We start from the raw sequence: 22,272 nt of genomic DNA on the forward strand, positions 1-22,272 counted from the left end.
GGTTCATCCGGGGCCAGCTCGCTCACGCGCGACGAAATATCGATGCTGCCAGGTCGAGCAGGTCAAAGCGATGACGAACACCCTGATCAACTACATCCAATTCGATGAAGCCAACAAGACACTCACCGGCAACATTGCCTCCCTGGCCTTCGACATCGAGATCACCGGTGAAGCCTTCGCCAGTGACAATGAAAAGGCACCCATCTTCCGCATCTACGGCATGACACCAAGGGGCCGCCACATCGAAATCGGCGGCATCTGGGAAAAGGAAAGCCAGCTCGGCAAGCCCTACCTGACCATGAGCGTCAATACCGGCCACGCCAAGCTCAATGCCAACCTCGGCCGCTACCCCGGACAGGATGACGAAACGCTGCTAGCCATCATCCCCTGGAGGGACTGATCAGCCGGACGGGCCCCCGCTTACCAAGCGGGGGCTTCCCGCGCTTGGGCCTCCTTGGTCCCGTCGATCTCCAGAAGGGGCAACAAGCAAGACAGATCCAAAGTTCTCCCGGTTTGCGCTTGCTCATGACTAAATGCGGCTACGAGCTTTCCCGGACAGATTGATGTCGAACTGACCGAGGTGGAAAGGCGAGGAGGGCCATCAACTCATCTCGTTCCGGCCAAACGGGGGCCGAGCTTCGAAAAAGTGCGTACCGGCGCGGTTCTTCTCGTGTCTGGGCAGTACTTGTTCAGCGCATCCTTTAGGGCTTTGGCCGGGATAAAGGTGAGCTTGTTTGCCGCTGCGATCTTTATCTTCTCGCCCGTCGATGGATTGCCGTCTTCACGCTCCGATGTTGCCTGTCGGGTAGGAACGACCCGTTGCCGGTCGCTCCTCCCTAAGAACTGTATGTGCGAGTTTCCCCGCCTACAGCTCAAGCCTCCGCTAAGCCCTGTTTGACCCGAGCCGCCAGTTCCTGTGTATTGGTAGAGTATGCGGATTCACCGGGCCGATCCGTAATTTCCGATGGCAGACAGCGCCTTGCAGCGAATTAGCTGTCCCACATCGGATCAAACGGATTCGCTTCGGCTCGAATTTTTGCAGTGGCGACGACTAGGAACGTCGGATGCATGGAGTAACGTGACAAGCGTTGTCTTTCCCGCTCCGCCTTTGTTGCTCACCGCCGCGTAGGTTCTTGCCATGGTCGCGTCCATATTCGTGCTGACGATAAACCCATCATGCATCGGAATGACCGATCGGCGCAAGTCAAAACTGAATATATTATATTCCTCCTTAGGGGTGAGCGCTTTCGGCATTCATTCGCGGAATACAGTGTGGAATATATTCCACACCGCATAAATACACGGGTCAAATGCATGTAGTTCACATACAGAGTGGATGTATTTTCACTCTATATATAGAGACAAAGCAATTGCTTAGCGCGAGTTGGTCCAGCGGTAAGGCATTTGGCGTAAGGTGCTGCTTGCGCAATCCGCTTCGGTCAGACCGGACGGATGGAAGGTCTCGATCAGCAAGTCACAGCGATGAACCCAAGGCGATGACTTGAAAAAATGTTACCGATTCGGTACTGTTGGTTTTGGCAGGATACGCAAATTTGTGATACAAATTTGCTGACGATCGACGGACGAGCCGTCGATGAGGCCTGCGGCCGGCTTCAAGGGAAGGTCCGATGGGTGCGTTTGCGAGCGATGAGACCAGGCGGGAGCGCAGAGACAAGGTCGTCCATGCGCGTTTCAGCGCGACCGAAATCGAGCGGATCGAGCGCGCCGCACAAGCTGCTAGGATGACCGTCTCGGGGTTCTTGCGCTCTCTCACCTTGGAGGGAGCAGGGGTGCGTCCGTTCTTTTCCGATGCGGACAGGGCGGTGCTTTCCCTGCTTCTGACTGACGTCAAAGCCGTCGGCGTCAATCTCAATCAACTGGCGCGAGCACGCAACAGGGGTGGAACGGGTCAGTCGCAAGAGGAGAAAGGAGTGATCGATGATGTTCAACGCGTCGTCGCCATCGTGCTGTTCGAACTGCAGGCCTTTGCCGCGCGCGGCGCTCACAGACGCGGCGGGAGCGTGTGATGGAGATTTTCCTTGGCGCGTTCACGGCTGAATGGGAGCAGCGCAAGGCAGCCTTCCTCCATGATCTGACGCCCGGGCGCCGCACCTCGCCGGAAGAGGATGAGCGCCGCCGCCGGGGCGGGGTTGCCCCGTCGACAGGGCCAACCGGAGTGGCAAAGCCATCGGGCTTTCGGTTTCTGACGGGAGGGAAAGGTCGTCCGGGCAGCGTCCAGCGGCGCGCCGACCGGCCCATGCGCGCACGCTTCGCCGGTCTTGCCTCGGGGAGTCAACCGGCCGTCGTCAAAATGGCATCGTTTGGTGGCGGGTCGAGGCTCGGTGCGATGGTCAACTATGTCTCTCGCAATGGCGCCATTGTCGTCGAGAACGAACGGGGAGACCACCTTCGTGGCCGTGACCAGCTCTCTGCCGTTGGTGACGAGTGGGGTCACCTGATGAAGAACCGGGCTGAGAGCCGGGATATCGGGTTGTTCGAGATTTCCGTCACGGAAGGGCGCCGTGACGGTGAGGAGGGTATCGAACGGGCGCGCGCGATCGTGAGACAGGGCCTGGGCGACCGCGCTTTCGCTTTGGCAGTGACCATGCGGCCCGATGGCAGCGGGTTCGATATTGAAGGTATCGCCGTGCTTCGAAGTGCCCGGGGCGAGCGATTGAGTGCCGACGAGAAGGCAACGGCGATCGTTCAACGACGCCTTGACGACGCTCGTAGCGGAGTGGCCGGCAGCGCAAGCTTCCGGTTCATCGGTTATGGTAATGGAACGGATTATGGCAGCGGTCGGCTGCGTTCGCTGGTGGAAGCACACAAGGGCAAGGTGTGCGATGAGCAGGGGCGCGAGATCGGTGACCGCAAGCGGGCGGGAGACCTTGTTCAGCTTGAATGGCGCGGTCAGCTCCATAGCCGCAAACCGCGCGATGTCATGCACCTTGTCCTGTCGGCGCGCGCCGGAACCGATGCGCCGACCTTTCGCGAAGCGGCGCGGGATTTCCTGGGGACGCAGTTTGCCGGGCACCGTTATGTGTTCTCACTTCACGATGCTGCAAGTGACCCGAAGGCGGAGGAAACAGGCGGCAAGCGGCCGCACGTTCACGTCCACGCCATCATCGCCATGCGATCGGACGCAGGTGACAGGATCGAGACGACAATCCCGGCCTTTCGGGAGTGGCGGCTGACAATGGCGGAAAAGGCGCGCGCGCACGGCATCAACATGGAGATGACCGATCGCCGTGATCGCGCGAGCCCCCCTGCTTACTCGAAAAATCAGGTCCGGCCGATGAACATGATAGGTCGCACGCAACACGAAGGTACAAGCGCCTCCGCGCAACGCCGATACGACACAAAACGCTCGGATAAGGACAGCTTCCCGCGCACGCCTCACAGCGAGGCGTATGCCCGAACGGCGCAACAGGAATGGCATTCTATCGGCAGTTCCGCGCTATTGCCTACGCAGCAAGATTTTGCCGGGGCTCAGGTAATCCGGTTTGAAGCCCACCCCGCGCGAGCCGAAAGAAAGGCGGTCTGGCAAGGCCAGCCGTCAAATTCTAGCTCACAATTTCGAACATATATGGTAAAGTTGGCGGCGCTTGTTTCGCAGAACGATGATATGCGGCACATGACCCGGCCTGAATTCGAAGCCTACGAAAGACGCGTGGAGACTGCACTCTTCAAGGCGGCGCGCTCTTTGCCACCGCATGAACAGGATGGGTTTGAGGAAATTGCCAAGGCGGCGAGGGAACACGTCAATGTGCGCCGCGAAATTGTCGACATGTTGGAACAGCGCGATCGTGATGCTGGCGACGCGCCGGGCCGCAGCTTAAGCGTCAATGAGCGGGAAGACGAGAAGCTGCGATGGAATAATGCTGTCGAGCGCCACGGGTTTGCGGCCGCGGAGGTGGCGAACAGACACCTGGTGGAAATCGAGCAATCCCGGGAAGCCATCAGCCGAGCCGAGGCGGATAACCAGGATCCGGGCAATGTCAGGGCGATGAAACAGGAACTCGAAAATCAACTGATCAAGACCGCTGAGCTTGGCGCGAGCGGAAACGCCCTGATCCGGGAAGTAGCCGAAATTGATGCGGATCTGAAAAACGCGCTCCAGGCTGTGGAGCGTGGGCGACATAAAGCTGAGCGCGAGCGCTCCCCGTCGGGCTCAGAGGCAAACGAAGTGCCTGAAGTGTCACTCCGGAGTACTGCAAACGCAGAATTGACGCGGGTACGTGACGACCAAAGCCACGATGCAAACGGTCAGAAGCCCGAGCAGATGGCAGGTTCCAGTGGCGATACGACGAGGGGTTACCCTGCCAAGCAGCATGTGCCGCGCCTGGAAGTACTGCAGCGGGAAGCTGATAAACAACGAGCACGCGATCGCGATGATCGAGACCGGTAGGAGGAGGGCAATGCCATGCGTGACGAGAGGCGGATCATCGTCGTAGAGGACGACAGCAAGAGCAACGATGGATGGGCGAAAGTGTTCAGCACAGTCATCCTCGTTGTCATGGCGGTCGCATTGTTCGACCGCGGGCTGACAATGGCCTGAGCGGCAGTCGTTGGCTGGTTCAACTAAGACCTTTTGGGGAGCGGCCGCGCATTGCGACGACGTCCGGGGGCACCAAGAACCATTTCAGGACATCTCATTCGCTTCTATAATTGACACAAAGCCCAGTTTTGTGGGGCTTTTGCCATTCATGGGCTTCCAGTTAGTACCAAGACATCCCAGATTTTTGTTGGTATATTTTCCGGTATTCTTCAACACACCGACAAATCAAGCAAAACCAGATACCAACAATGTCGTTGTTATGCGCAAATATCTTTATTGGCTTGCAGTATCAATTTGGCAATTAGTTCAACTGCGGCGAACTATGTCTCGGCGAGCAGATTAGCCGGGGCAATTTCTAGGGCTTTTGCAAGAAAGTACAAGTTATCAAGACTGACATTGCGGACGCCGCGTTCGATGGCCGAGACATTCGTGCGATGCATTTCCGCACGGAAGGCCAACTCATCCTGACTGATACCCAAAACCTTACGCTGCGCCCTTATATTGTGCGCCAATGTTTTTCGTAAGGGTGAGGGGCGGTCTCGTTTCACGAGGTCGAATTTGTCAATATTCACTCTTTATAGCGACAGAGTTTATGGCTACATTACGATTATTGATTCCGCGGTGGCTGTAGCGGCGGACCGACGGGCAGATGCATTTGGTGATCAAATTCAGTCGATTGTTGCTCGATGTTGGGGTCTCTAGCAGGAGCGCATCGCGACACATTCACCGCACGGGGAGTGACAGATGCAGCACCGGAAGATCCAGCTGACGGAAAGGCGGCCGCACCCGCGTGAGCCGCAAGCGTCTGCGGGCGAGGTGCCGCATGCTGCTGATCTTTATGTCGGGCGTCAGGTTGCCGCCGTGCGCATCCATTCGAATGTGACGCAGGCCGAGCTTGCCCGCGCTGTCCAGGTAAGCCCGCAGCAATTGCAAAAATACGAGAACGGCAAGAACCGCATAAGTGCGTCCATGCTGTTTGAAATCGCAACATTCCTCGGCGTGCCCGTCAGCCGTTTTTTTCAAGGTCTGCCTGGAAATGAGAAGCAAAGCGGCGAGGTGGCCTCGCTTCCCCGTCGACGAGCGGATCACTTTCATAGCAAGCAGCGAGGGGCGCCGGCTGATTGAAGGGGTGATGCGGCTGCCTCCCCGCACACGCCGCCGCGTATCCTCGTTCATCGCCGCTTTGGGGGAGGAACTGGCAGCTCTGAACGGCGCCATGGCGTGCCCGCTGCCGAAGACAGAAAAAGGGTATGGCAAGGCACCGGACACATATGGGGCAGGGCGGACGGGTTCTACATCCGATGAGGATCGGGGATGAACATGGCGATCTCCGAGCCGCCCGCCTTCAAGGTTGGTGACTGCAGGACAATCTCCCGTGACAAGAGGTCATGGCATCGCCTCGAGGCCGACCTTGTCCGGCGCAGCGGGCTTGCCAAGGAGGAGACGGCGATCACCTCCAGCCGTCACGTTGTCCTTCTCAATGTGCAGGGCAACTGCGAGCGCGGCGAATACTTCATAGATGGCAGGAACGCCGGGTTTGTACCGCGAAAGCCCGGCGCAATCCTGTTTGTTCCCGCGGGATGCAGCTGGCGGGGCTGGGAAGCTGGCGCCTCGACAGCCGCCTATCTGGCAATCCAGGTCAAACCGGCACATGTGGCAGAGCTTCTTGCCGGGGTGCAGCTCGACGCGCTGCCGTCGCTCTCGCCGGATCTCGGCTTCGAGGATCCCATCATCCTGAACGCAGCGCGCGGGATAGGCGCAGAGATCCGTGACCGCAATCCTCTCAGCGCCATGCTTGTCGAGAGCTATACGGCGACGATCTTCGCCCAGCTGATGCGCAGGCAAAGATATCCGGCTGCTGTCCGCAAAGGCGGGCTCGCCCCGATGAACCTTAACCGGGTGATTCAGAGAATTGATGATGACCTCACGGCTGACTTGTCGCTTTCGCAACTGGCCGACCTTGCCGGTTTGAGCGTTCCTCACTTCTGCCGGGCGTTCAGGCAAACGCTTGGCTGTCCGCCCTATGCCTTCATTATCCGGCGCAGGATCGAGCGGGCAAAGGACTTTCTGCGCCATTCCTCCATGCCTGTCACCGATATCGCCCTGTCGTGTGGCTTCTCCAATTCAAGCCATTTTTCCAATGCCTTTCGCCGGGAAGTGGGCACGACCCCCGTGGCATATCGCGGCAGCTGGCCGGGCAAAGCATAGCAATGTTTTACTGATCAGATTTCGCACCTGCATCAATTTACTGCAAGCATCCTCGCGCTGGCTGTCGCATCTTCGCGAAGAACAAGCGAGGGTCTCCAGTGCATACGCAATCGGATAACGGTAAAATTCAGCCCCTCATTTCTGACATCAACGCCCCGCTGCGCGTCAAAAATCTGAAGAAGCGCTTTGGGACGCTCGAAGTCCTCAAAGGGATTTCCATGACCGCGCAGCGCGGCGATGTCATTTCCATCTTGGGAAGCAGCGGTTCTGGAAAAAGCACGTTTCTGCGCTTTGGACTGGCAGATTACTCTGTCTGGAAGGCATTTCTGGAGTCCAAGATGGTGCGATGGCTGTGCTCTACGGCCCCAGAATTTCGGGCGGCCTTTTCGGTCCAGGTGTGGGCATCGGATTGCGGAAGCAGGACAAGCAACTTGCCGAGCTCTACAATAGCGCGATCGGAGCAATCGAGGTGGACGGATCGTTGAAAGCGATAAGCCTTAAATGATTTGGAGCGGATTTGGTGTCGAACTGAACCAATTTCGGCGACGGATTGGCAAGCGCTTTTAACTTCCTCCGAAGTATCATTCTTGACTTTACCGAAAATGAGTAACTCCGCACGAAACATGGTCTGCGCAATTGGGATCCAAGTGAGCGATTGACGACTTCGGCGCTGGCCATCGCTCGATCTTGCAACGTTCGAGGTCTGGGAAGGGGCGGAGCGGTCGATTCATGGGCAATTCCTTTGCTCCAATAAGCTATCGCTATCGCTACGAAGTCGCGCTTCGAATTCGAATCCACCACTCTATATGTCGGCTATCGTCTTAGCCGCCTCGGTGACGTCGTTGTCAATGTCGTGCTGTCCCATTTCTTTGGTGATGCGATCAAAGATCTGGGCGCCGTGCTTGACAACGCGGTGAAGCCTGGCTGCCTGAGCCGGACTTGAATCAGGGATCTCCAGAGTTTTAGAGACGTCATCTGGCGATCTGCCTCATGAACTTCATCAGCGAAACCATCCCGTCACCCGATTCAAAAAATAGTTGATTATTTTAGTCATAAATACTAAGCCGCTACCAACCGAAGATTGCGCCGCTCAACGGAGGCTAGGTTGATCGACGAGCCAGGGCCGTTTGCAGCGAATGTAGTGAAGGATTGCGGAGCGATGCGACCAACCCCCAAAAAGCATTCAACAGCCGGCAATTTTGCTGCGGTATTGAGAATAGGAGCTTTGGGATGTGCGCTGGTCGTGTGCGGTCCGACTGCATTAATAGCCTATGCTCAAGACAATATGGCTCCAGCGCCTCAGAACGAGGTTGCACCGCAGCCCCTACAGCAACCAGAGATAACCCAGTCGCCAATCATGCAGCCAACTGCACCAGTGGAGGGGAATCAACCTGGTCATACGAATGGGACGCTGCCACATAATCTTTCGCCCTGGGGCATGTTCATGGCCGCCGACTGGGTGGTCAAGTCGGTGATGATCGGTCTCGCTTTTGCCTCGCTGGTCACCTGGACTGTCTGGCTGGCGAAGACGCTTGAGCTTGCCGGAGCAAGAGTGCGGGCCAATCGCGCGCTCAACGCCATCGGCAGTGCTCGCACGCTGCTCGAGGCTGAACGGTCGCTCGAGGGCCGCGGCGGCCCGGGCGCATCGCTTGTCAACGCGGCACGAGAGGAAGTGCGTCTTTCCCGTGAGGTTCAAGGATATGCGAACGCCGATGGTTTGAAGGAGCGCGTCGCCTCGCGCCTGTCGCGCATCGAGGCCCAAGCAGGGCGTCGCATGAGCCGCGGCACAGGAGTACTGGCAACCATCGGTTCAACTGCGCCCTTCGTCGGGCTTTTCGGCACGGTCTGGGGCATCATGAATTCGTTTATCGGCATTTCAGAGTCCCAAACGACGAATTTGGCAATCGTTGCGCCGGGCATCGCAGAAGCGCTTCTCGCCACAGCGATTGGACTCGTCGCCGCCATTCCGGCCGTTGTGATCTATAATGTTTTCGCCCGGTCGATCACCGGCTACCGGCAGCTGCTCGCCGATGCGTCGGCGGGGGTAGAACGTCTCGTCAGCCGCGATGTGGATTTTGCCACGGTGCCCGCTGCTGCGGAGTAGGGAGGAGCGACAATGGCTGGTGGCATCAGGCACAGCGTATCGGATGACGAGCTTCAGGAAAATCACGAAATCAACGTGACGCCGTTCATCGATGTCATGCTGGTCCTGCTTATTATTTTCATGGTAGCGGCACCGCTGGCGACGGTCGATATCAATGTGGATCTGCCAGCCTCGACAGCAACGCCCGCGACGCGTCCCGAGCAACCGCTCTACCTGACGCTCAAGGAAGACAAGTCTATCGCAGTCGGCAACGAAACGATTTCGCGCGAAACGCTTGGCAGTTTTCTGGATCAACGTACGCAGGGCGACAAGGAAACCCGGGTCTTTCTTCGTGCCGACCGGGCAGTTGACTACGGCGCCTTGATGGATTTGATGAACGGACTGCGCGACACAGGTTATCTCAAGATAGCTCTTGTCGGTCTGGAAAGTGTTCCTTCTCGACCCGCACCGACCGGTGAAGGCGTACAGTAGTGCATCAGCAGACAACAACTGCAACCAGAAGAGGTTTCCTGCGTCCAGATTGGCGCGAGATTGGTCTTTGGTCGGTTGCGGGACTGGCGGTCATCGGCATTCATGCGGGTGCTGCGTGGTATGTTCAGAACTATCAACCTGAGACACCCGCAAGCGATATTGCCGCCGCGGTAATGATTGACATGGAGCCATTGCCGGCACCAGTGGTGCCAGAACCGGTTAAGGAAGAGCCGCCGGCCGAAGCTGAGCCAATCAAGCCGGATACCATGGAACAGGAAGCGGCAGCGCCCGAGCCTATCCCGGATGTGCAGCCGGAACCCGAGCCAATTAGTCCATTGGAAGAACTGATTCCGGATCAGCCTGAACCTGAGGTGGCCGAAGAGCCCCAGCCGGAACCAGAATTGACCGACCCGCCCGAAGAACAGATCGAAGAGGTCGTGGAACTGCCAAAGGTAGAAGTGCCGCTTCCGGTGGTTCGTCCAACACCGAAAAAGCCCGACGTTCCGAAAAAGCAGGTTACCGAGAAGGTCGTGCAGAAGCCAGCGAAGAAAGCCAGCACCGCGACAGTCCAAGACGCGACGCCCCGGGAAGCAAAACAGCAACCAAGTGTTTCGAGAGCAGCGTCAGCGCGGCAATCGGAGACCTGGCGTTCAAGGGTGCAGTCTTATCTGGCGCGCAGAGCAAACCGCGCCCGTGCGGAAGGGCAGGGTACCGTCAGGATACGCTTTGTGGTTACCAATGATGGCGCGATCGTTTCGGCTAGTGTCGTCGGAAGCTCCGGCGTGCCTCAGTTAGACCAGAGCGTGCTTGAAACCATTCGGCGGGCGTCCCCAGTTCCGTCAGCGCCCGATGGAGTTGATGTATCGCGGCAAAGTTTTACCGTACCATTTCAGATAAGGTAGCCACTAACCCCTCGTGATCATGTCTGCGGCCTTTTCGGCGATCATGATCGTTGGTGAGTTGGTGTTACCCGAGGTGATCGACGGCATGATCGAGGCATCGGCCACACGCAGACCTTGAATGCCTCGCACGCGCAATTGCGGATCGACGACCGAGTCGGGATCAGAACCCATGCGGCAGGTGCCGACGGGGTGAAAGATGGTCGTGCCAACGGCACCGGCGGCTTCGACCAATTCCTCTTCCGTTTGATAGTCGGTGCCGGGTTTGAACTCTTCCGGATTGAAACGCTGCAATGGCTCTTGCGCCACAATATTGCGCGTGATGCGGATCGAGTCCGCCGCGACGCGGCGATCGCTTACTGTTGTCAGATAATTTGGCTGTATGGCTGGCTGCAAGCGATGATCCGGTGACTTGACGTGTACGGAACCGCGGCTTTCGGGACGCAGATTGCAAACGCTCGCCGTGAATGCCGGGAAGGAGTGAACGCTTTCGCCAAACTTTTCCAGGGAGAGAGGTTGCACATGATATTGCAGATTGGCTGTCTCAAAAGAGGGGTCTGACCGGGTAAAAACGCCAAGCTGGCTCGGCGCCATCGACATGGGTCCCGAGCGGCTGATGAGATATTCCAGCGCAATCGCAGCTTTGCCAAGAAGGCGGTTGGCTTTCTCGTTGAGCGTAGGAATTCCGGTAACCTTGTAGGCACAACGCAGCTGCAGATGATCCTGAAGGTTTTCTCCGACATTGCGCCGTTCCAGGACCGTTTCAATACCTGCACTCTGCAAGATGTCGCCGCGACCGATGCCTGACAGTTCGAGAATATGTGGGGAGCCGATTGACCCCGCGGCCAGAATGACCTCGCGCCTGCATTGGATCGAACGGATCGCCCCGGCCTGTTCGAATTCAACACCTTTAACGGCCAAATCCTGCAGGATCAGCTTTCGTACATGCGCTCCGGTTTCAACCTTGAGATTAGGACGTCCCAGGGCAGGGCGCAGAAAAGCCTTTGCCGTGTTCCAGCGGATCCCGCGCTTCTGGTTGACCTTGAAATAGGAGGAACCTTCGTTGTTGCCGCGATTGAAATCGTCAGTACGAGGGATGCCGGCAGCTTCCGCAGCATCGCGGAATGCATCGAGGATATCCCAATGCAGACGCGCTTCTTCCACGCGCCATTCGCCACCAGAACCATGGAAATTGTCGGCGCCGAGATAGTAATCTTCAGACTTCTTGAAGTAGGGAAGGACATCATCCCAACCCCAGCCGCTACAACCGTCCTGTCGCCACAAATTATAGTCGCGCGCCTGGCCGCGCATATAAATCATGCCGTTGATCGAAGAGCAGCCACCCAAGACCTTGCCACGCGGATAACTGAGCGAGCGGCCATTTAACCCCGGTTCTGGTTCAGTGGTGAAGCACCAGTCCGTGCGCGGATTGGAGATGCAATAGAGGTAGCCAACGGGAATATGGATCCAGTGATAATTGTCCTTGCCGCCTGCCTCGAGCAGCAGCACGGAGACATCCCTGTTTTCGGAGAGACGGTTGGCGAGCGTGCAGCCGGCAGTGCCGGCTCCGATAACGATATAGTCGTAGGTTGACATTTCAGTTGTCCGGCTTGCTCTCGAGTCTTTTGCCGAAGCGCGAAGCATACAGCTCGCCGATGATGCCACGCCGAAATACAAGCACGCACACCATGAAGATGATGCCGGTGATCACGGTGACCGGAAACTCCGAAGTCGCGAGATAATTTTCGAGGGCGGCCACAAGCCCTGCACCAAAGATCGGTCCGACCAGCGTGCCAATGCCGCCGAGCAATGTCATCAACACGACTTCTCCAGACATCTGCCAGCTGACATCGGTGAGCGTGGCAAACTGGAAGACGATTGCTTTCAAACCACCCGCAAGACCGGTCAAGGCGGCAGACATGACAAAGGCAGCGAGCTTATAACGTGCAACCGAATAGCCAAGTGAGATCGCGCGCGGTTCGTTTTCGCGTACGGATTTGAGGATCATGCCAAAGGGCGAGTTGATGATGCGCCAGATGATGAACATGCCAATGAGAAACACGGCAAGCACGAAGAAATACATGTTCAATGGCTGATTGAGGTCGATGAAGCCCAACAAGTAGCCGCGCGGTACCCCCTGAATACCGTCTTCGCCATGGGTGAAAGATGCCTGCAGACAGAAAAAGGCAAACATCTGGGCGAGTGCCAGCGTGATCATCGTCGAATAGATGCCCTGACGCCTTATGGCAAAGAAGCCGATGATCAACCCGAGGATAGTTGCACCGAGTACACCGACAAGAATGCCGAGTTCGGTCGGAAGACCCCATTCCTTGACCGCATGTGCCGTGAAGTAAGCAGCGCCACCAAAGAAGGCGGCGTGACCAAAGGAAAGAATGCCGGTGTAGCCGAGGAGAAGATTAAAGGCGCAAGCGAAGAGTGCGAAACAAAGCACTTTCATGAGGAATACCGGATAAAAATAGAAAGGTGCGAGAACAAGCCCGATGATCCCGAACAGGATCAGCGTTGTTTCGAGCGTCAAAAGGCGTGGCTTCGGTGCAGATGTAACTGTCGCTTGCGTCATATCATACATCCTTTCCGAACAGACCCGCGGGTCGGACAAGCAGGACTATTGCCATGATGACGAAGATGACGATGCTGGACGCTTCCGGATAGAACACTTTGGTTAGACCCTCGAAAATACCGAGCATATAGCCGGTGATGATGGCACCTAGAATGGAGCCCATACCGCCAACAACGACCACGGCAAAGACAACGATGATCATGTTCGATCCCATGAGCGGGCTGACCTGGTAGATCGGCGCCGCCATAATACCCGCGAGCCCTGCAAGACCTGCGCCGAGACCGTAGGTGAACGTCAACAGGAGGGGCACGTTGATGCCGAAAGCACGTACCAAAGTTGGATTTTCGGTCGCTGCGCGCAGATAGGAACCAAGCCGGGTCTTCTCGATGAGCAGCCAGGTCCCGAGGCAGACGACCAGCGAAGCAATGACAACCCATGCGCGGTACTTTGGCAGGAACATGAAGCCAAGATTAACACCTCCAGCCAATGCGCTAGGAACCGCATAGGGCTGTCCGGCCGCGCCGTAGTAATAGCGGAACGTGCCTTCAATCACGAGTGCAAGTCCGAACGTGAACAACAGCCCATAGAGGTGGTCGAGGTTGTAAAGGCGTGACAGCGCGACCCGCTCGATGAGCGCGCCCGCCAGACCCACAACCAAAGGAGCAAGGATCAGCGCCGGCCAGTAACCGATGCCGAGCTCCGCGAGCAAAAGATAGCCGACGAAAGCACCCAGCATGTACTGTGCACCGTGTGCGAAATTGATGACACGCAGCAAGCCGAAGATGATTGCGAGGCCAAGGCTGAGCATCGCGTAGAATGAGCCATTGATGAGGCCGATCAGCAATTGGCCGAGGAAAGCCTGGAGGGGAACGCCGAAGATCATGGTCATGTCGTCAGACTCCCAATGCTTCGTTGAGCATGGTCATGCGGTCGGGCAGCTCCCTGACGTGGAAATTGTCGATTATCTTGCCATGGTCCACCACATAGAAGCGGTCAGCGACCTTGCTGGCAAAACGGAAATTCTGTTCGACCAGGAGAATGGTCATGCCGCGCTGTTTCAACGTCACAAGCACTTCGCCGATACGTTGGATGATGACCGGTGCAAGGCCCTCCGTCGGTTCGTCCAGAAGCAGCAGCTTGACGCCTGTGCGCAGAATTCGGGCAATGGCCAGCATCTGCTGCTCGCCGCCAGAAAGCTTCGTGCCAGGGCTGTTGCGTCGCTCCTTGAGGTTGGGGAACAGGTCGTAGATCTCGTCAATCGACATGCCGCCCTTGGCGACGATCGGCGGAAGATTGAGGTTTTCATCGACGGATAGCGTAGCGAATATGCCGCGTTCCTCCGGCACAAAGCCGATGCCTGCATGGGCGGTGCGATGCAACGGCACGCGCATCATGTCCTTGCCTTCGAAGGTGATCGTCCCTGTGCGTTTGCGGATGATCCCCATGATGGAGCGCAGCGTTGTCGTCTTGCCGACACCATTGCGGCCAAGCAGGGTGACCGTCTCGCCTTGGTGGATATCGAGATTGATGCCGTGCAAGGCGTGACCTTCGCCATACCAGGCATGCAGGTCCCGGACGGAAAGCAGCGTGTTACTCATGTTCGGTCCCCATATAGGCAACACGCACGCGCTCGTCCTGACTCACGGTGCGATAATCTCCGGAGGTGAGGATTTCGCCCCGTTGCAGCACCGTGACTTTGTCGCAAAGGTCAGCGACGACCTTTAGATTGTGTTCCACCATCAAGATCGCGCGGTCTCTCGCCACCTCGCGAATGATATCCGAGACGATGTGCACGTCTTCGTGGCCCATGCCGGCCATTGGCTCGTCCAGCAACAGCACTTGCGGATCCAGTGCCAGCGTCGTGGCGATTTCGAGTACACGCTTGCGGCCATAGGACAGGTCGGCGGCGAGGTGGTTACGGGCATCTTGAAGGCCGACAGCCTCGATCAATTCCATGGCTCGTTCGTTGAGACGGTTCAGTGATCCCATCGGCAGCCAGAACTGGGTCGACAGTCGACCGGGGCGCTGCAGGGCAACGCGGACATTGTCGAGGATTGTCAGATGCGGAAACACTGCCGATATCTGGAACGAGCGCACAAGTCCCATTCGAGCCACCTTGGCCGGATCCGTCTTTGTGATGTCTTGGTCGAGTAGTGTGATCGTTCCGCTTGTCGGTTGCAGAAATTTGGTCAGTAGATTGAAAACTGTGGTCTTGCCAGCACCGTTCGGGCCGATCAGCGCGTGCACCTTGGCATGGTGCACATCGAGATCGACATTGTTGACGGCAACGAAGCCACCAAAGTCACGGCGCAGACCGCGGGCGGACAACACCACCCGCGAATCTTGACCTCCAGAGGCGCCGGGAGAGGATTGGCCTCCCCCGAACGCTGCATCATTCAGCGAAGCAGTCATTACTTGACCAGCGGGCAGCCGCTTTCGGCCGGCTTGATAAAGGCTTCGTCACCCGGGACTGTGGCCAGAACCTTGTAGTAATCCCAGGGCGCCTTGCTTTCATCCGGCTTCTTGACTTCCATCAGATAAACATCGCTGAACAGGCGGCCGTTGGGACCAACCTTCGCACCGCGGCCAAAAACGTCATCGACCGGCATTTCATGCATCGCCGCCGCGACTTTCTCGGTGTCGTCGGTACCAGCCTTCTGAATGGCCTTCAGATATTGCGTCACGCCCGAATAGGTTGCTGCCTGAATCATGTTTGGCATGCGGCCCGTACGCTTGAAGAACTTCTGTCCGAACTCACGGGACTGATCGTCGCGATCCCAGTAGAAGCTTTCAGTAAGGGTCAGGCCCTGCGCCGCCTCGAGACCGAGACCATTCACTTCGGCCAGGGTAAATAGCAGCGCTGCGAGGCGCTGACCGCCGGACACGATGCCAAATTCAGCTGCCTGCTTGATGGCATTGGAGGTATCGAGACCGGCATTGGCGAGACCGATGACCTTTGCGCCGGACGATTGAGCTTGCAGCAGGAACGAGGAATAGTCGGTCGTTGCCAGTGGATGGCGAACCGAGCCGACGACCTTGCCGCCCTTGGACGTGACGAATTTGGAGGTCTGTTCCTCCAGCGAATAGCCGAAGGCATAGTCTGCCGTCAGGAAGAACCAGCTGTCGCCGCCTTGGGCAACCAGCGCGCCGCCAGTGCCGACCGCCTGCGAGTGTGTGTCATAGGCCCAATGGAAACCGTAAGGCGAGCACTGCTTGCCGGTGAGTTCCGTCGTGGCCGCACCGGTCACTAGGTCGATCTTCTTTTTCTCTTTGGAAATGCCCTGCACGGCAAGCGCCACCGAGGAAGTCGTCAGTTCCATGATGCTATCGACCTGTTCGGTGTCATACCACTGGCGGGCGATATTGGAAGCAATATCCGGCTTGTTCTGGTGATCTGCGGTGATGACCTCGATCGGTGCATCCAGCACCTTGCCACCGAAATCCTCGGCAGCCATTTTCGCTGCTTCGTAAGACCATTTGCCGCCAAAGTCCGCATATACACCGGACTGGTCGTTCAGGATGCCGATCTTGACCTTGCCATCGGAAATCTCGGCGCTTGCTGCAGGAATGACCGTGGCTGCCATCAGGGCAGCAGTTGCAATTGCTAGTAACTTCATTCGTATCTCCTCCCAAAGAATGACCGCTCACAGGATCATCGCATGATGGCTGTCGCGGACGGAACGGTTCAAATTGAAAACGTCAATAGAGATGCCGCGGATCCCGCCCGCATCCCGCTAGTTGTCTATCCTCCTCAATCCAGCTTTGGCTTTCCAAGCCGGACAATACTCATCCCCATGATTGCGCTGTTTCTTCCGACCGGCAACCATGATGTCGAAAAAACTCTAACATTGACAAATAGGTACACAAACATCTATTTGTGCACATAATAAGTACAAAAATGTACATTCACTGAAAGAGTGCCATGCGGCAGTTTACCTGGGACGATCTGCAATATTTTCTCGCCGTTGCGCGTACCGGACAATTGACCACTGCGGCGCGAAGACTGCGCACCAATCATGTCACCGTTTCAAGAAGGATAGACCGGCTGGAAGAAGCCTTGTCGGCGCGACTGTTCGAGCGCAACCCGCGTGGTTATATCCTGACGGCGCTCGGCGAGAAGCTTATCGAGTCTGCCGAAATTGTGGAGCGCGAGGCCGATCGATTCCAGAACGAGGCTTCCGGGGGAACGATTTCCCTGAGCGGCGTCGTCCGCCTCAGTATATTGGAAGGGTTTGCCAATTTCTTCTTGGCGGACCGGCTGCCGCTGATGGCGCAGTCTTATCCAAGTCTTTCCATTGAAATGGTGACGATCCAGCAGATCGTGTCGCTCTCGCGGCGCGAGGCGGATTTGTCGATCACGCTGCATGCGACACGGACAGGTCCGTACCATCAGGAAAAGCTGATGCCCTACCGCCTGTTCATCTACGGATCGAAGGACTACCTCTCACGTCATCCGGAGATCAGACAGCAGTCAGACCTCTCCAGTCACCAGTTCATTGGCTATATCGAAGACATGATCTTCACGCCGGGCCTCGACTACATGCGCGAGATCTTGCCGGGGTTGCGCGCCTCATACCAGAGTTCCAGTATTTTCGCCCAGCTCAGCGCGACACGATCAGGCTTCGGGCTGTGCATCCTCCCCTATTACATCGCCTGCAATTACCCCGAGTTGGTGCCGGTCATGCCAAAGCAGCTCCATCTCAACCGGGACTATTGGCTGATTTGCCACGAGGATATTGTCAGCACGCCGCGCATCCGCGTTTTGAGTAATTTCATCAAGTCCGAACTGGAGAACCAGACTGAGATATTTGCTGGTCAATCGCTTCTGGCGTGATCAGCCAAAGCGGTCGGGCGATAGTTTTGCGAGGAGTGCTTCGATGGCCCTTTCCGGATCTCGTCTCGCAATGAGCGCCGCTGCGAGCGTCGAGAGTGCAGGGGAGGTTTGAATGCCGTAACCGCCCTGACCGGCGAGCCAGAAAAAGCCATCGACCTCACCGTCGAAACCGGCCACGGGCGTCCGGTCCGGCGCGAAAGTGCGCAAACCCGCCCAGCTGCTCTCGACACGGGTGACCGGTATAGTGACGGCTTGTTCGAACCGATAGAGGCCTTCGGCGAGGATCATATCGACGACATAAGCATCATGCGGATCAACCGGTGTCTCATCGCAGGGTGAAACGAATATTCGTCCCCCATCGGGCTTCATGTACCAGGCTTCATTCACGTCATCCACGAGCGGCCAGCTTCTGGTGTCATGGCAGTCCGGAGCGGGCAATACTGCAATGGACCGCCGCATGGGCGTTAGTCCAAGCGGGCGAGCGCCGAAGAGTCCAGCAGTGATATCTGCCCACGCACCCGATGCGTTGACCACGGTTTTGGCGTGGAATGTGCGGTCGCCCGTCTCAACCTGCCATTCACCGGCGACCCGGTTAGCGCCAACAACTTCGCATTTTGTGTAAAGTTGAACGCCCAACCCGGTTGCTTTCCGCAGCCAGCCCTGATGCAGAGCGTTGACGTCGATATCCCATGCGTCGTCCTGGTAGCACGCTGCCTTGACATGATCGCGATTAAGGATCGGAACCATGTCAATGGCGCGATCGATATCAATCGCCTCTATTCCAACCCCATTGCGGACAAAGTCTTCGCAAGCCTCAATACCATCTTCGCCAGCGACGGTTAGAGACCCGCGCCCGGTCAGCAACGGCGCTGGAAAAAGGCCGACATCGCGCTGTTGGAAAAGCGGTGCGCTGGCTTGGTTCAATCCACGAATAACATCATTGCCGTAGTTGGGAAGGAAGATGGCGGCAGAGCGACCGGTCGAGTGATATCCAGGCTGGGTTTCACGTTCAAGAATCACGACCCTATGTGTGTCGGCCAATGCGGCTGCGACACCCACACCGGCGATGCCCGCGCCAATCACAAGGACATCAGTTTCGATTATTTCGGTCATGCTGAACCCAGGTCTCTAAGGTAGGGATTGCCGGTGATGGATACGGCGAAGGCGCCAGGATCGATATCCGCAAAAATTAAACTTTCCGCATCATCGCTGCAGGCCGCGATCAGACTGCCATCGGGCGCGGCAATTCGTGAGTTTCCAGCAAACGTAAATCGTTCGTCAGCACCAGCATGATTGATGTAGGCGACGAAAATCTGGTTCTCGAAGGCGCGGGTTTGGATCATGTGATTGGCGATGAACGTTCCGGAAGGGCCGGCAGGAAGAGCTGTCGGCACAAGCACGGCGTCGACGCCGGCAAGGGCGAGACGGCGGACGTTCTCTGGGAATTCCACATCGTAGCAGATCAGCATGCCGAGCTTCAGACCGCTCAATTCGACAATACAACTAACAGGTGTTTCCGGCTTGAAGAGCGATCGCTCATAATCGCCGTAAAGATGCGATTTGCGGTAGATCGCAGGTGTGGCGTGGCCATCGACAAATGCAGCGCTGTTATAAACGTCCGCGCCAACACGCTCTGCAAAACCCGCAACGATGGCGATGCCATTTGCCGACGAAATGGCTTGCAATGCCTTGATCTGGTCGCCATTCGCCGTTTCAGCCAATGCGGTGATTGCGTCTCCTGCGCCATAACCCGTGATGCAAAGTTCTGGCGTAATCAAAAGGTCAGCACCGCCTTCAGCCGCCTCAACAGCCGCTCGTTCGATGCGCCCGAGATTGGCCTGCACGTCACCGGAGACCGATTGCATTTGCAGAGCTGCGACACGCATCATGATTCATCCGACGCCATTGCGCCGAGCAGCTTGGGCAGATCGCCGAACTTCGCGACCAAAGAGAAGATGACGGCAGCGGTGAAAACGAAAAGTATGGTCACGGACGCCATTGTCGGCGTGTAGCCGTAACGCAGTGCATTGAAGATCTTGATCGGCAGCGTTTCCAGTGTGAAGCCAACGGTCATGTACGCGACGATGTATTCGTTGAGCGATAACACGAAGGCGAAAGCGTAACCCGATACGAGATAGGGCAGGATCAGCGGCAGCACAACCGTGCGAAAAATGGTTCTGTCATTGGCACCCATTGTGGCGGCTGCTTCGACAAACGAGCGGTCGATAGCCGAGAAGCCGAGCGATAAGGTGACCAATGGCAGAGTAACAAAAAAGATCGCGTGTCCGATGACCGCGGTCCACGGCTGGCCATAGAAACCTGTTGTCGCCCAGAAGGTCAGCAGCCCGAGTGCCGTGATGACCGGAGGCAGGGTGAATGGCGCGATGCCAAGGACCTGAAATATGTTCGCCCACGGCGCGATGCGACGCCACAGAAACCACGACAACGGGAGGGCAATCAGGACGGCCAAGGCGGCGGAGGTTGTGGCCAGAATCACCGAAGCGACAAGGGCAGCACGCCATTCGGGATTGGTAAATATCTCGCCGTACCAGCTGAGGGAAAAGCCTTGCGGTGGGAACGCCAGAGTTTGCTTGGCATTGACCGATACGCCAGCCACGACGATCAGCGGCAAGCTGAGGAAAAGCCCAATGAGCAGGAAGTAAAATCGCTTGAGCCAATGGGTCATGCCTTTTCTCCCTTGCGGCCGATGAGCAATGTCAATGCCACGAGGCCGAGCGTAACCAGCACAAGAAAAACAGCCATCGCCGCGGCAAAGGGCATATTGGACTGATAGATCGCCTGATCGGTGATGAGAACCGAAAGCGTCCAATGTTGCGGCCGGCCGAGGATCTGCGGCAACAGGTACGAGCCGAGCGCGAAGATGAAAACCATGATGAGCGTCGCCATGATCGTATTGCGCAGCGCAGGCACCAGTACGTTGAAAAAGGCACGGATGGGCGAAGAACCAAGTGTTCGCGCCGCCTCCATCAGAGTGGGATCGAGGCGAACGATGGCCGGGTAGAGCACGAGGATCGTGTAGGGCAAAGCTTGATAGACCATACCTGTCAGCACGGCGCCGAAACTCGGGAACAGCGCGACGGGCTGCTCAAGAAGCCCGATCTTTACGAGCAAATTGCTGAGGCCTGCCGTGCGCGAAAGCAGCGTTGACCAGGCAAACCCGATAATCACCTCCGACAGCGAAAGCACCGAGAGAAGTCCGACAAGCCAGATCACCTGCAAGCGCCGTGTCAGCCGCGAAAGCAGGTAAGTGAAGGGCAGTGCCAGCACGACGCAGCAGATCGCGACGGTCACTGCAAGCATCAGTGAAAAGCCGAGTACGCCCCCGAAGAACGCGGTGAGGAAGCGCTCGTAGTTGGAGAAGACGAATGCCGGTGTGTAGAAGCCGCCTTCCTGCCTCTGAAAGAAGCTGACGGCAATCATCGTGCCAAAAGGCACAACGAAGAAGATGAGCAGCATGCCGGCAGGAAAGAACAGGGGCCCATAATCGGCGATGGATTGAGGTGGTTCGCGCTTCATTGCTTCAGCACCACGCAGACATCAGGGGACAGAGCGATACCTACGGCCTGGCCGGCAGTAACCTCGGGCCGTTCGCGCGGGGTTGATACGGCAATGATCTGCTGGCCGCCGGCTTCGACAAACGTTTCGATTGTGCCACCCAGATCGCGGACGAAGGTGACTGTTCCATCGATGGCACCATTGCCGGGTGCTGTCAGGTGGACGTCTTCGGGGCGCACCGAAATCGTGGCCTTCTGTGCGCCGGCGGGCAGGACAATGCCTTGAACCCGATGGCCTAATATGGTCGCCGCACCGGAACTGTCGACTTGAGTTTCGATCAGATTTGTCGAGCCGATGAAATCCGCAACGAATGTATCGGCTGGCTTGCGGTAAATTTCGATCGGTGAGGCCGCTTGCCGGATATGGCCGCCATTCATGACCACGACCGTATCGGCCATGGTCATCGCCTCGCGCTGATCATGAGTCACGACAATGGTGGTGATGCCGAGCTTTTGCTGAAGCTGCCGTAGCTCCACTTGCATGGCTTCGCGCAACTTTGCGTCCAGCGCAGAGAGCGGCTCGTCGAGCAGGAAGATCTTCGGCGACAGCGCCAGAGCCCGGGCGATAGCGACGCGTTGACGTTGGCCACCGGATAGCTTCGACACCGGCCGGTCGCCATAGCCGGGCAAATGGATCAGGGTGAGCAATTCGTCGACACGCTTTTTCTGCTCTTCGCGGGATGCTCCGCGAATGCGCAGTGAGTAGGCAATATTTTCACCGACACTCAGATGCGGAAACAGCGCCAGCGATTGAAACACCATTCCAAGATTCCGCTTGTGCGTAGGAACGTCCGTAATATCGGCTCCGTCGAGCAGGATAGTGCCATTCGTGGGGTCTTCAAGTCCGGCGATCATGCGCAACAGCGTGGTCTTGCCGCAACCGGATGGTCCAAGCAGGCAAACAAAGGTACCGTGCGGCACCGACAGATGCACATTGTCGACCGCGGTGAATGCGCCGAATTGCTTGGTGACATTGTTCAAAACCAGTCCGGACATAAGTCCCCCGTCTCTTTGGTTGTGTTTTGGCGGCCCCACCCCTTGC

At 57.3% G+C, this 22,272-nt stretch carries 24 protein-coding genes and 2 pseudogenes; 13 read left to right on the top strand and 13 right to left on the bottom strand.

Going from position 1 to position 22,272, the window contains the following annotated elements; all coding sequences use genetic code 11:
- Positions 1 to 70: 70 nt before the first annotated feature.
- A complete protein-coding gene (locus LB462_RS05975; protein WP_224506444.1) occupies positions 71 to 400 on the top strand; it encodes a DUF736 domain-containing protein in 330 nt (109 codons plus the stop codon).
- Between the two features lie 284 nt (positions 401 to 684).
- Here the strand turns inward: LB462_RS05975 and LB462_RS05980 are convergent.
- Positions 685 to 795, bottom strand: a pseudogene (locus LB462_RS05980) (HU family DNA-binding protein); the annotation flags it as partial.
- Positions 796 to 1,628: 833 nt separating this feature from the next.
- On the opposite strand from LB462_RS05980, the gene LB462_RS05985 reads away from it, so the two are divergent.
- The 3 genes from LB462_RS05985 to LB462_RS31120 are packed head-to-tail and all read left to right on the top strand — an operon-like array spanning position 1,629 to position 4,558.
- Entirely contained in the window at positions 1,629 to 2,027 is a 399-nt protein-coding gene (locus tag LB462_RS05985; RefSeq protein WP_224506445.1) for a plasmid mobilization protein, read from the top strand.
- Complete coding sequence (locus LB462_RS05990) at positions 2,027 to 4,408, top strand: conjugal transfer protein TraA (RefSeq protein WP_224506446.1); 2,382 nt, start codon at positions 2,027 to 2,029, stop codon at positions 4,406 to 4,408. Before LB462_RS05985 ends, LB462_RS05990 begins: the two co-directional genes overlap by 1 nt.
- A 15-nt stretch (positions 4,409 to 4,423) precedes the next feature.
- A complete protein-coding gene (locus LB462_RS31120) occupies positions 4,424 to 4,558 on the top strand; it encodes a hypothetical protein (RefSeq protein WP_255626494.1) in 135 nt (44 codons plus the stop codon).
- Positions 4,559 to 4,878: 320 nt separating this feature from the next.
- Here LB462_RS31120 and LB462_RS05995 read toward each other — a convergent pair whose 3' ends face one another.
- Positions 4,879 to 5,070 carry a helix-turn-helix domain-containing protein gene (locus tag LB462_RS05995; protein ID WP_224506447.1) on the bottom strand — a complete coding sequence of 64 codons (192 nt, stop codon included), beginning with the start codon at positions 5,068 to 5,070 and terminating at the stop codon, positions 4,879 to 4,881.
- 232 nt (positions 5,071 to 5,302) lie between these two features.
- On the opposite strand from LB462_RS05995, the gene LB462_RS06000 reads away from it, so the two are divergent.
- The 8 genes and pseudogenes from LB462_RS06000 to LB462_RS06035 all read left to right on the top strand — a co-directional run bounded on the left by LB462_RS06000 (position 5,303) and on the right by LB462_RS06035 (position 10,243).
- Positions 5,303 to 5,683, top strand: a complete 381-nt coding sequence (locus LB462_RS06000) for a helix-turn-helix domain-containing protein (RefSeq protein WP_224506448.1) — start codon at positions 5,303 to 5,305, stop codon at positions 5,681 to 5,683.
- Between the two features lie 7 nt (positions 5,684 to 5,690).
- The gene (locus LB462_RS06005) at positions 5,691 to 5,876 is read left to right on the top strand and encodes a hypothetical protein (protein WP_224506449.1); all 186 of its coding nucleotides are present in this window, start codon (positions 5,691 to 5,693) and stop codon (positions 5,874 to 5,876) included.
- Entirely contained in the window at positions 5,873 to 6,766 is an 894-nt protein-coding gene (locus tag LB462_RS06010; protein ID WP_224506450.1) for an AraC family transcriptional regulator, read from the top strand. The genes LB462_RS06005 and LB462_RS06010 overlap by 4 nt, the downstream gene beginning before the upstream one ends.
- Positions 6,767 to 6,903: 137 nt before the next feature.
- Positions 6,904 to 7,056, top strand: a pseudogene (locus tag LB462_RS06015) (ATP-binding cassette domain-containing protein); the annotation flags it as partial.
- 56 nt (positions 7,057 to 7,112) lie between these two features.
- Entirely contained in the window at positions 7,113 to 7,271 is a 159-nt protein-coding gene (locus tag LB462_RS06020; protein WP_224506659.1) for a type 2 periplasmic-binding domain-containing protein, read from the top strand.
- Between the two features lie 780 nt (positions 7,272 to 8,051).
- Positions 8,052 to 8,870 (top strand): tonB-system energizer ExbB, encoded by an 819-nt coding sequence (gene exbB, locus LB462_RS06025; protein ID WP_224506451.1) that lies wholly within the window; start codon positions 8,052 to 8,054, stop codon positions 8,868 to 8,870.
- A 12-nt stretch (positions 8,871 to 8,882) separates the two neighbouring features.
- Positions 8,883 to 9,341 carry a TonB system transport protein ExbD gene (gene exbD / locus LB462_RS06030; RefSeq protein WP_224506452.1) on the top strand — a complete coding sequence of 153 codons (459 nt, stop codon included), beginning with the start codon at positions 8,883 to 8,885 and terminating at the stop codon, positions 9,339 to 9,341.
- The gene (locus LB462_RS06035) at positions 9,341 to 10,243 is read left to right on the top strand and encodes an energy transducer TonB family protein (RefSeq protein ID WP_224506453.1); all 903 of its coding nucleotides are present in this window, start codon (positions 9,341 to 9,343) and stop codon (positions 10,241 to 10,243) included. Before exbD ends, LB462_RS06035 begins: the two co-directional genes overlap by 1 nt.
- Positions 10,244 to 10,246: 3 nt before the next feature.
- Here the strand turns inward: LB462_RS06035 and LB462_RS06040 are convergent, their stop codons facing one another.
- The 6 genes from LB462_RS06040 to LB462_RS06065 all read right to left on the bottom strand — a co-directional run bounded on the left by LB462_RS06040 (position 10,247) and on the right by LB462_RS06065 (position 16,438).
- A complete protein-coding gene (locus tag LB462_RS06040) occupies positions 10,247 to 11,836 on the bottom strand; it encodes a GMC family oxidoreductase (RefSeq protein WP_224506454.1) in 1,590 nt (529 codons plus the stop codon).
- A gap of 1 nt (position 11,837) precedes the next feature.
- Positions 11,838 to 12,830 carry a branched-chain amino acid ABC transporter permease gene (locus LB462_RS06045; protein WP_224506455.1) on the bottom strand — a complete coding sequence of 331 codons (993 nt, stop codon included), beginning with the start codon at positions 12,828 to 12,830 and terminating at the stop codon, positions 11,838 to 11,840.
- Positions 12,823 to 13,710, bottom strand: coding sequence for a branched-chain amino acid ABC transporter permease (locus LB462_RS06050; protein WP_112531381.1), 888 nt, complete (start codon positions 13,708 to 13,710; stop codon positions 12,823 to 12,825). The genes LB462_RS06045 and LB462_RS06050 overlap by 8 nt, the downstream gene beginning before the upstream one ends.
- Before the next feature lie 4 nt (positions 13,711 to 13,714).
- On the bottom strand, positions 13,715 to 14,419 hold the full coding sequence (locus tag LB462_RS06055) for an ABC transporter ATP-binding protein (RefSeq protein WP_224506456.1): 705 nt from the start codon (positions 14,417 to 14,419) through the stop codon (positions 13,715 to 13,717).
- Positions 14,412 to 15,149, bottom strand: coding sequence for an ABC transporter ATP-binding protein (locus tag LB462_RS06060; protein ID WP_210283554.1), 738 nt, complete (start codon positions 15,147 to 15,149; stop codon positions 14,412 to 14,414). The genes LB462_RS06055 and LB462_RS06060 overlap by 8 nt, the downstream gene beginning before the upstream one ends.
- A gap of 83 nt (positions 15,150 to 15,232) precedes the next feature.
- Positions 15,233 to 16,438, bottom strand: a complete 1,206-nt coding sequence (locus LB462_RS06065; RefSeq protein WP_112531383.1) for an ABC transporter substrate-binding protein — start codon at positions 16,436 to 16,438, stop codon at positions 15,233 to 15,235.
- 305 nt (positions 16,439 to 16,743) lie between these two features.
- Between LB462_RS06065 and LB462_RS06070 the strand changes: the two genes are divergently transcribed.
- Complete coding sequence (locus tag LB462_RS06070) at positions 16,744 to 17,655, top strand: LysR family transcriptional regulator (protein ID WP_224506457.1); 912 nt, start codon at positions 16,744 to 16,746, stop codon at positions 17,653 to 17,655.
- Here the strand turns inward: LB462_RS06070 and LB462_RS06075 are convergent, their stop codons facing one another.
- The 5 genes from LB462_RS06075 to LB462_RS06095 are packed head-to-tail and all read right to left on the bottom strand — an operon-like array spanning position 17,656 to position 22,226.
- Positions 17,656 to 18,768, bottom strand: a complete 1,113-nt coding sequence (locus LB462_RS06075) for an NAD(P)/FAD-dependent oxidoreductase (RefSeq protein ID WP_224506458.1) — start codon at positions 18,766 to 18,768, stop codon at positions 17,656 to 17,658.
- Positions 18,765 to 19,544, bottom strand: a complete 780-nt coding sequence (locus LB462_RS06080) for a carbon-nitrogen hydrolase family protein (RefSeq protein WP_224506459.1) — start codon at positions 19,542 to 19,544, stop codon at positions 18,765 to 18,767. The genes LB462_RS06075 and LB462_RS06080 overlap by 4 nt, the downstream gene beginning before the upstream one ends.
- A complete protein-coding gene (locus tag LB462_RS06085; RefSeq protein WP_224506460.1) occupies positions 19,541 to 20,341 on the bottom strand; it encodes an ABC transporter permease in 801 nt (266 codons plus the stop codon). Before LB462_RS06085 ends, LB462_RS06080 begins: the two co-directional genes overlap by 4 nt.
- The gene (locus tag LB462_RS06090; RefSeq protein ID WP_224506461.1) at positions 20,338 to 21,192 is read right to left on the bottom strand and encodes an ABC transporter permease; all 855 of its coding nucleotides are present in this window, start codon (positions 21,190 to 21,192) and stop codon (positions 20,338 to 20,340) included. Before LB462_RS06090 ends, LB462_RS06085 begins: the two co-directional genes overlap by 4 nt.
- Positions 21,189 to 22,226, bottom strand: a complete 1,038-nt coding sequence (locus LB462_RS06095) for an ABC transporter ATP-binding protein (RefSeq protein ID WP_224506462.1) — start codon at positions 22,224 to 22,226, stop codon at positions 21,189 to 21,191. The genes LB462_RS06090 and LB462_RS06095 overlap by 4 nt, the downstream gene beginning before the upstream one ends.
- Between the last annotated feature and the right edge of the window lie 46 nt (positions 22,227 to 22,272).

The sequence above is a fragment of the Phyllobacterium chamaecytisi genome, from assembly GCF_020164455.1.
GTDB classification, from domain to species: Bacteria; Pseudomonadota; Alphaproteobacteria; order Rhizobiales; family Rhizobiaceae; genus Phyllobacterium; species Phyllobacterium chamaecytisi.

Excerpts from the sequence above, each read along its gene's own strand:
- LB462_RS05975 (WP_224506444.1), top strand. The coding sequence starts at position 71 with ATGACGAACACCCTGATCAACTACATCCAATTCGATGAAGCCAACAAG.
- LB462_RS05985 (WP_224506445.1), top strand. The coding sequence starts at position 1,629 with ATGGGTGCGTTTGCGAGCGATGAGACCAGGCGGGAGCGCAGAGACAAG.
- LB462_RS05990 (WP_224506446.1), top strand. The coding sequence starts at position 2,027 with ATGGAGATTTTCCTTGGCGCGTTCACGGCTGAATGGGAGCAGCGCAAG.
- LB462_RS31120 (WP_255626494.1), top strand. The coding sequence starts at position 4,424 with ATGCGTGACGAGAGGCGGATCATCGTCGTAGAGGACGACAGCAAGAGC.
- LB462_RS06000 (WP_224506448.1), top strand. The coding sequence starts at position 5,303 with ATGCAGCACCGGAAGATCCAGCTGACGGAAAGGCGGCCGCACCCGCGT.
- LB462_RS06005 (WP_224506449.1), top strand. The coding sequence starts at position 5,691 with ATGCGGCTGCCTCCCCGCACACGCCGCCGCGTATCCTCGTTCATCGCC.
- LB462_RS06010 (WP_224506450.1), top strand. The coding sequence starts at position 5,873 with ATGAACATGGCGATCTCCGAGCCGCCCGCCTTCAAGGTTGGTGACTGC.
- LB462_RS06020 (WP_224506659.1), top strand. The coding sequence starts at position 7,113 with ATGGCTGTGCTCTACGGCCCCAGAATTTCGGGCGGCCTTTTCGGTCCA.
- exbB (WP_224506451.1), top strand. The coding sequence starts at position 8,052 with ATGGCTCCAGCGCCTCAGAACGAGGTTGCACCGCAGCCCCTACAGCAA.
- exbD (WP_224506452.1), top strand. The coding sequence starts at position 8,883 with ATGGCTGGTGGCATCAGGCACAGCGTATCGGATGACGAGCTTCAGGAA.
- LB462_RS06040 (WP_224506454.1), bottom strand. The coding sequence starts at position 11,836 with ATGTCAACCTACGACTATATCGTTATCGGAGCCGGCACTGCCGGCTGC.
- LB462_RS06045 (WP_224506455.1), bottom strand. The coding sequence starts at position 12,830 with ATGTATGATATGACGCAAGCGACAGTTACATCTGCACCGAAGCCACGC.
- LB462_RS06050 (WP_112531381.1), bottom strand. The coding sequence starts at position 13,710 with ATGACCATGATCTTCGGCGTTCCCCTCCAGGCTTTCCTCGGCCAATTG.
- LB462_RS06055 (WP_224506456.1), bottom strand. The coding sequence starts at position 14,419 with ATGAGTAACACGCTGCTTTCCGTCCGGGACCTGCATGCCTGGTATGGC.
- LB462_RS06065 (WP_112531383.1), bottom strand. The coding sequence starts at position 16,438 with ATGAAGTTACTAGCAATTGCAACTGCTGCCCTGATGGCAGCCACGGTC.
- LB462_RS06070 (WP_224506457.1), top strand. The coding sequence starts at position 16,744 with ATGCGGCAGTTTACCTGGGACGATCTGCAATATTTTCTCGCCGTTGCG.
- LB462_RS06075 (WP_224506458.1), bottom strand. The coding sequence starts at position 18,768 with ATGACCGAAATAATCGAAACTGATGTCCTTGTGATTGGCGCGGGCATC.
- LB462_RS06080 (WP_224506459.1), bottom strand. The coding sequence starts at position 19,544 with ATGATGCGTGTCGCAGCTCTGCAAATGCAATCGGTCTCCGGTGACGTG.
- LB462_RS06085 (WP_224506460.1), bottom strand. The coding sequence starts at position 20,341 with ATGACCCATTGGCTCAAGCGATTTTACTTCCTGCTCATTGGGCTTTTC.
- LB462_RS06090 (WP_224506461.1), bottom strand. The coding sequence starts at position 21,192 with ATGAAGCGCGAACCACCTCAATCCATCGCCGATTATGGGCCCCTGTTC.
- LB462_RS06095 (WP_224506462.1), bottom strand. The coding sequence starts at position 22,226 with ATGTCCGGACTGGTTTTGAACAATGTCACCAAGCAATTCGGCGCATTC.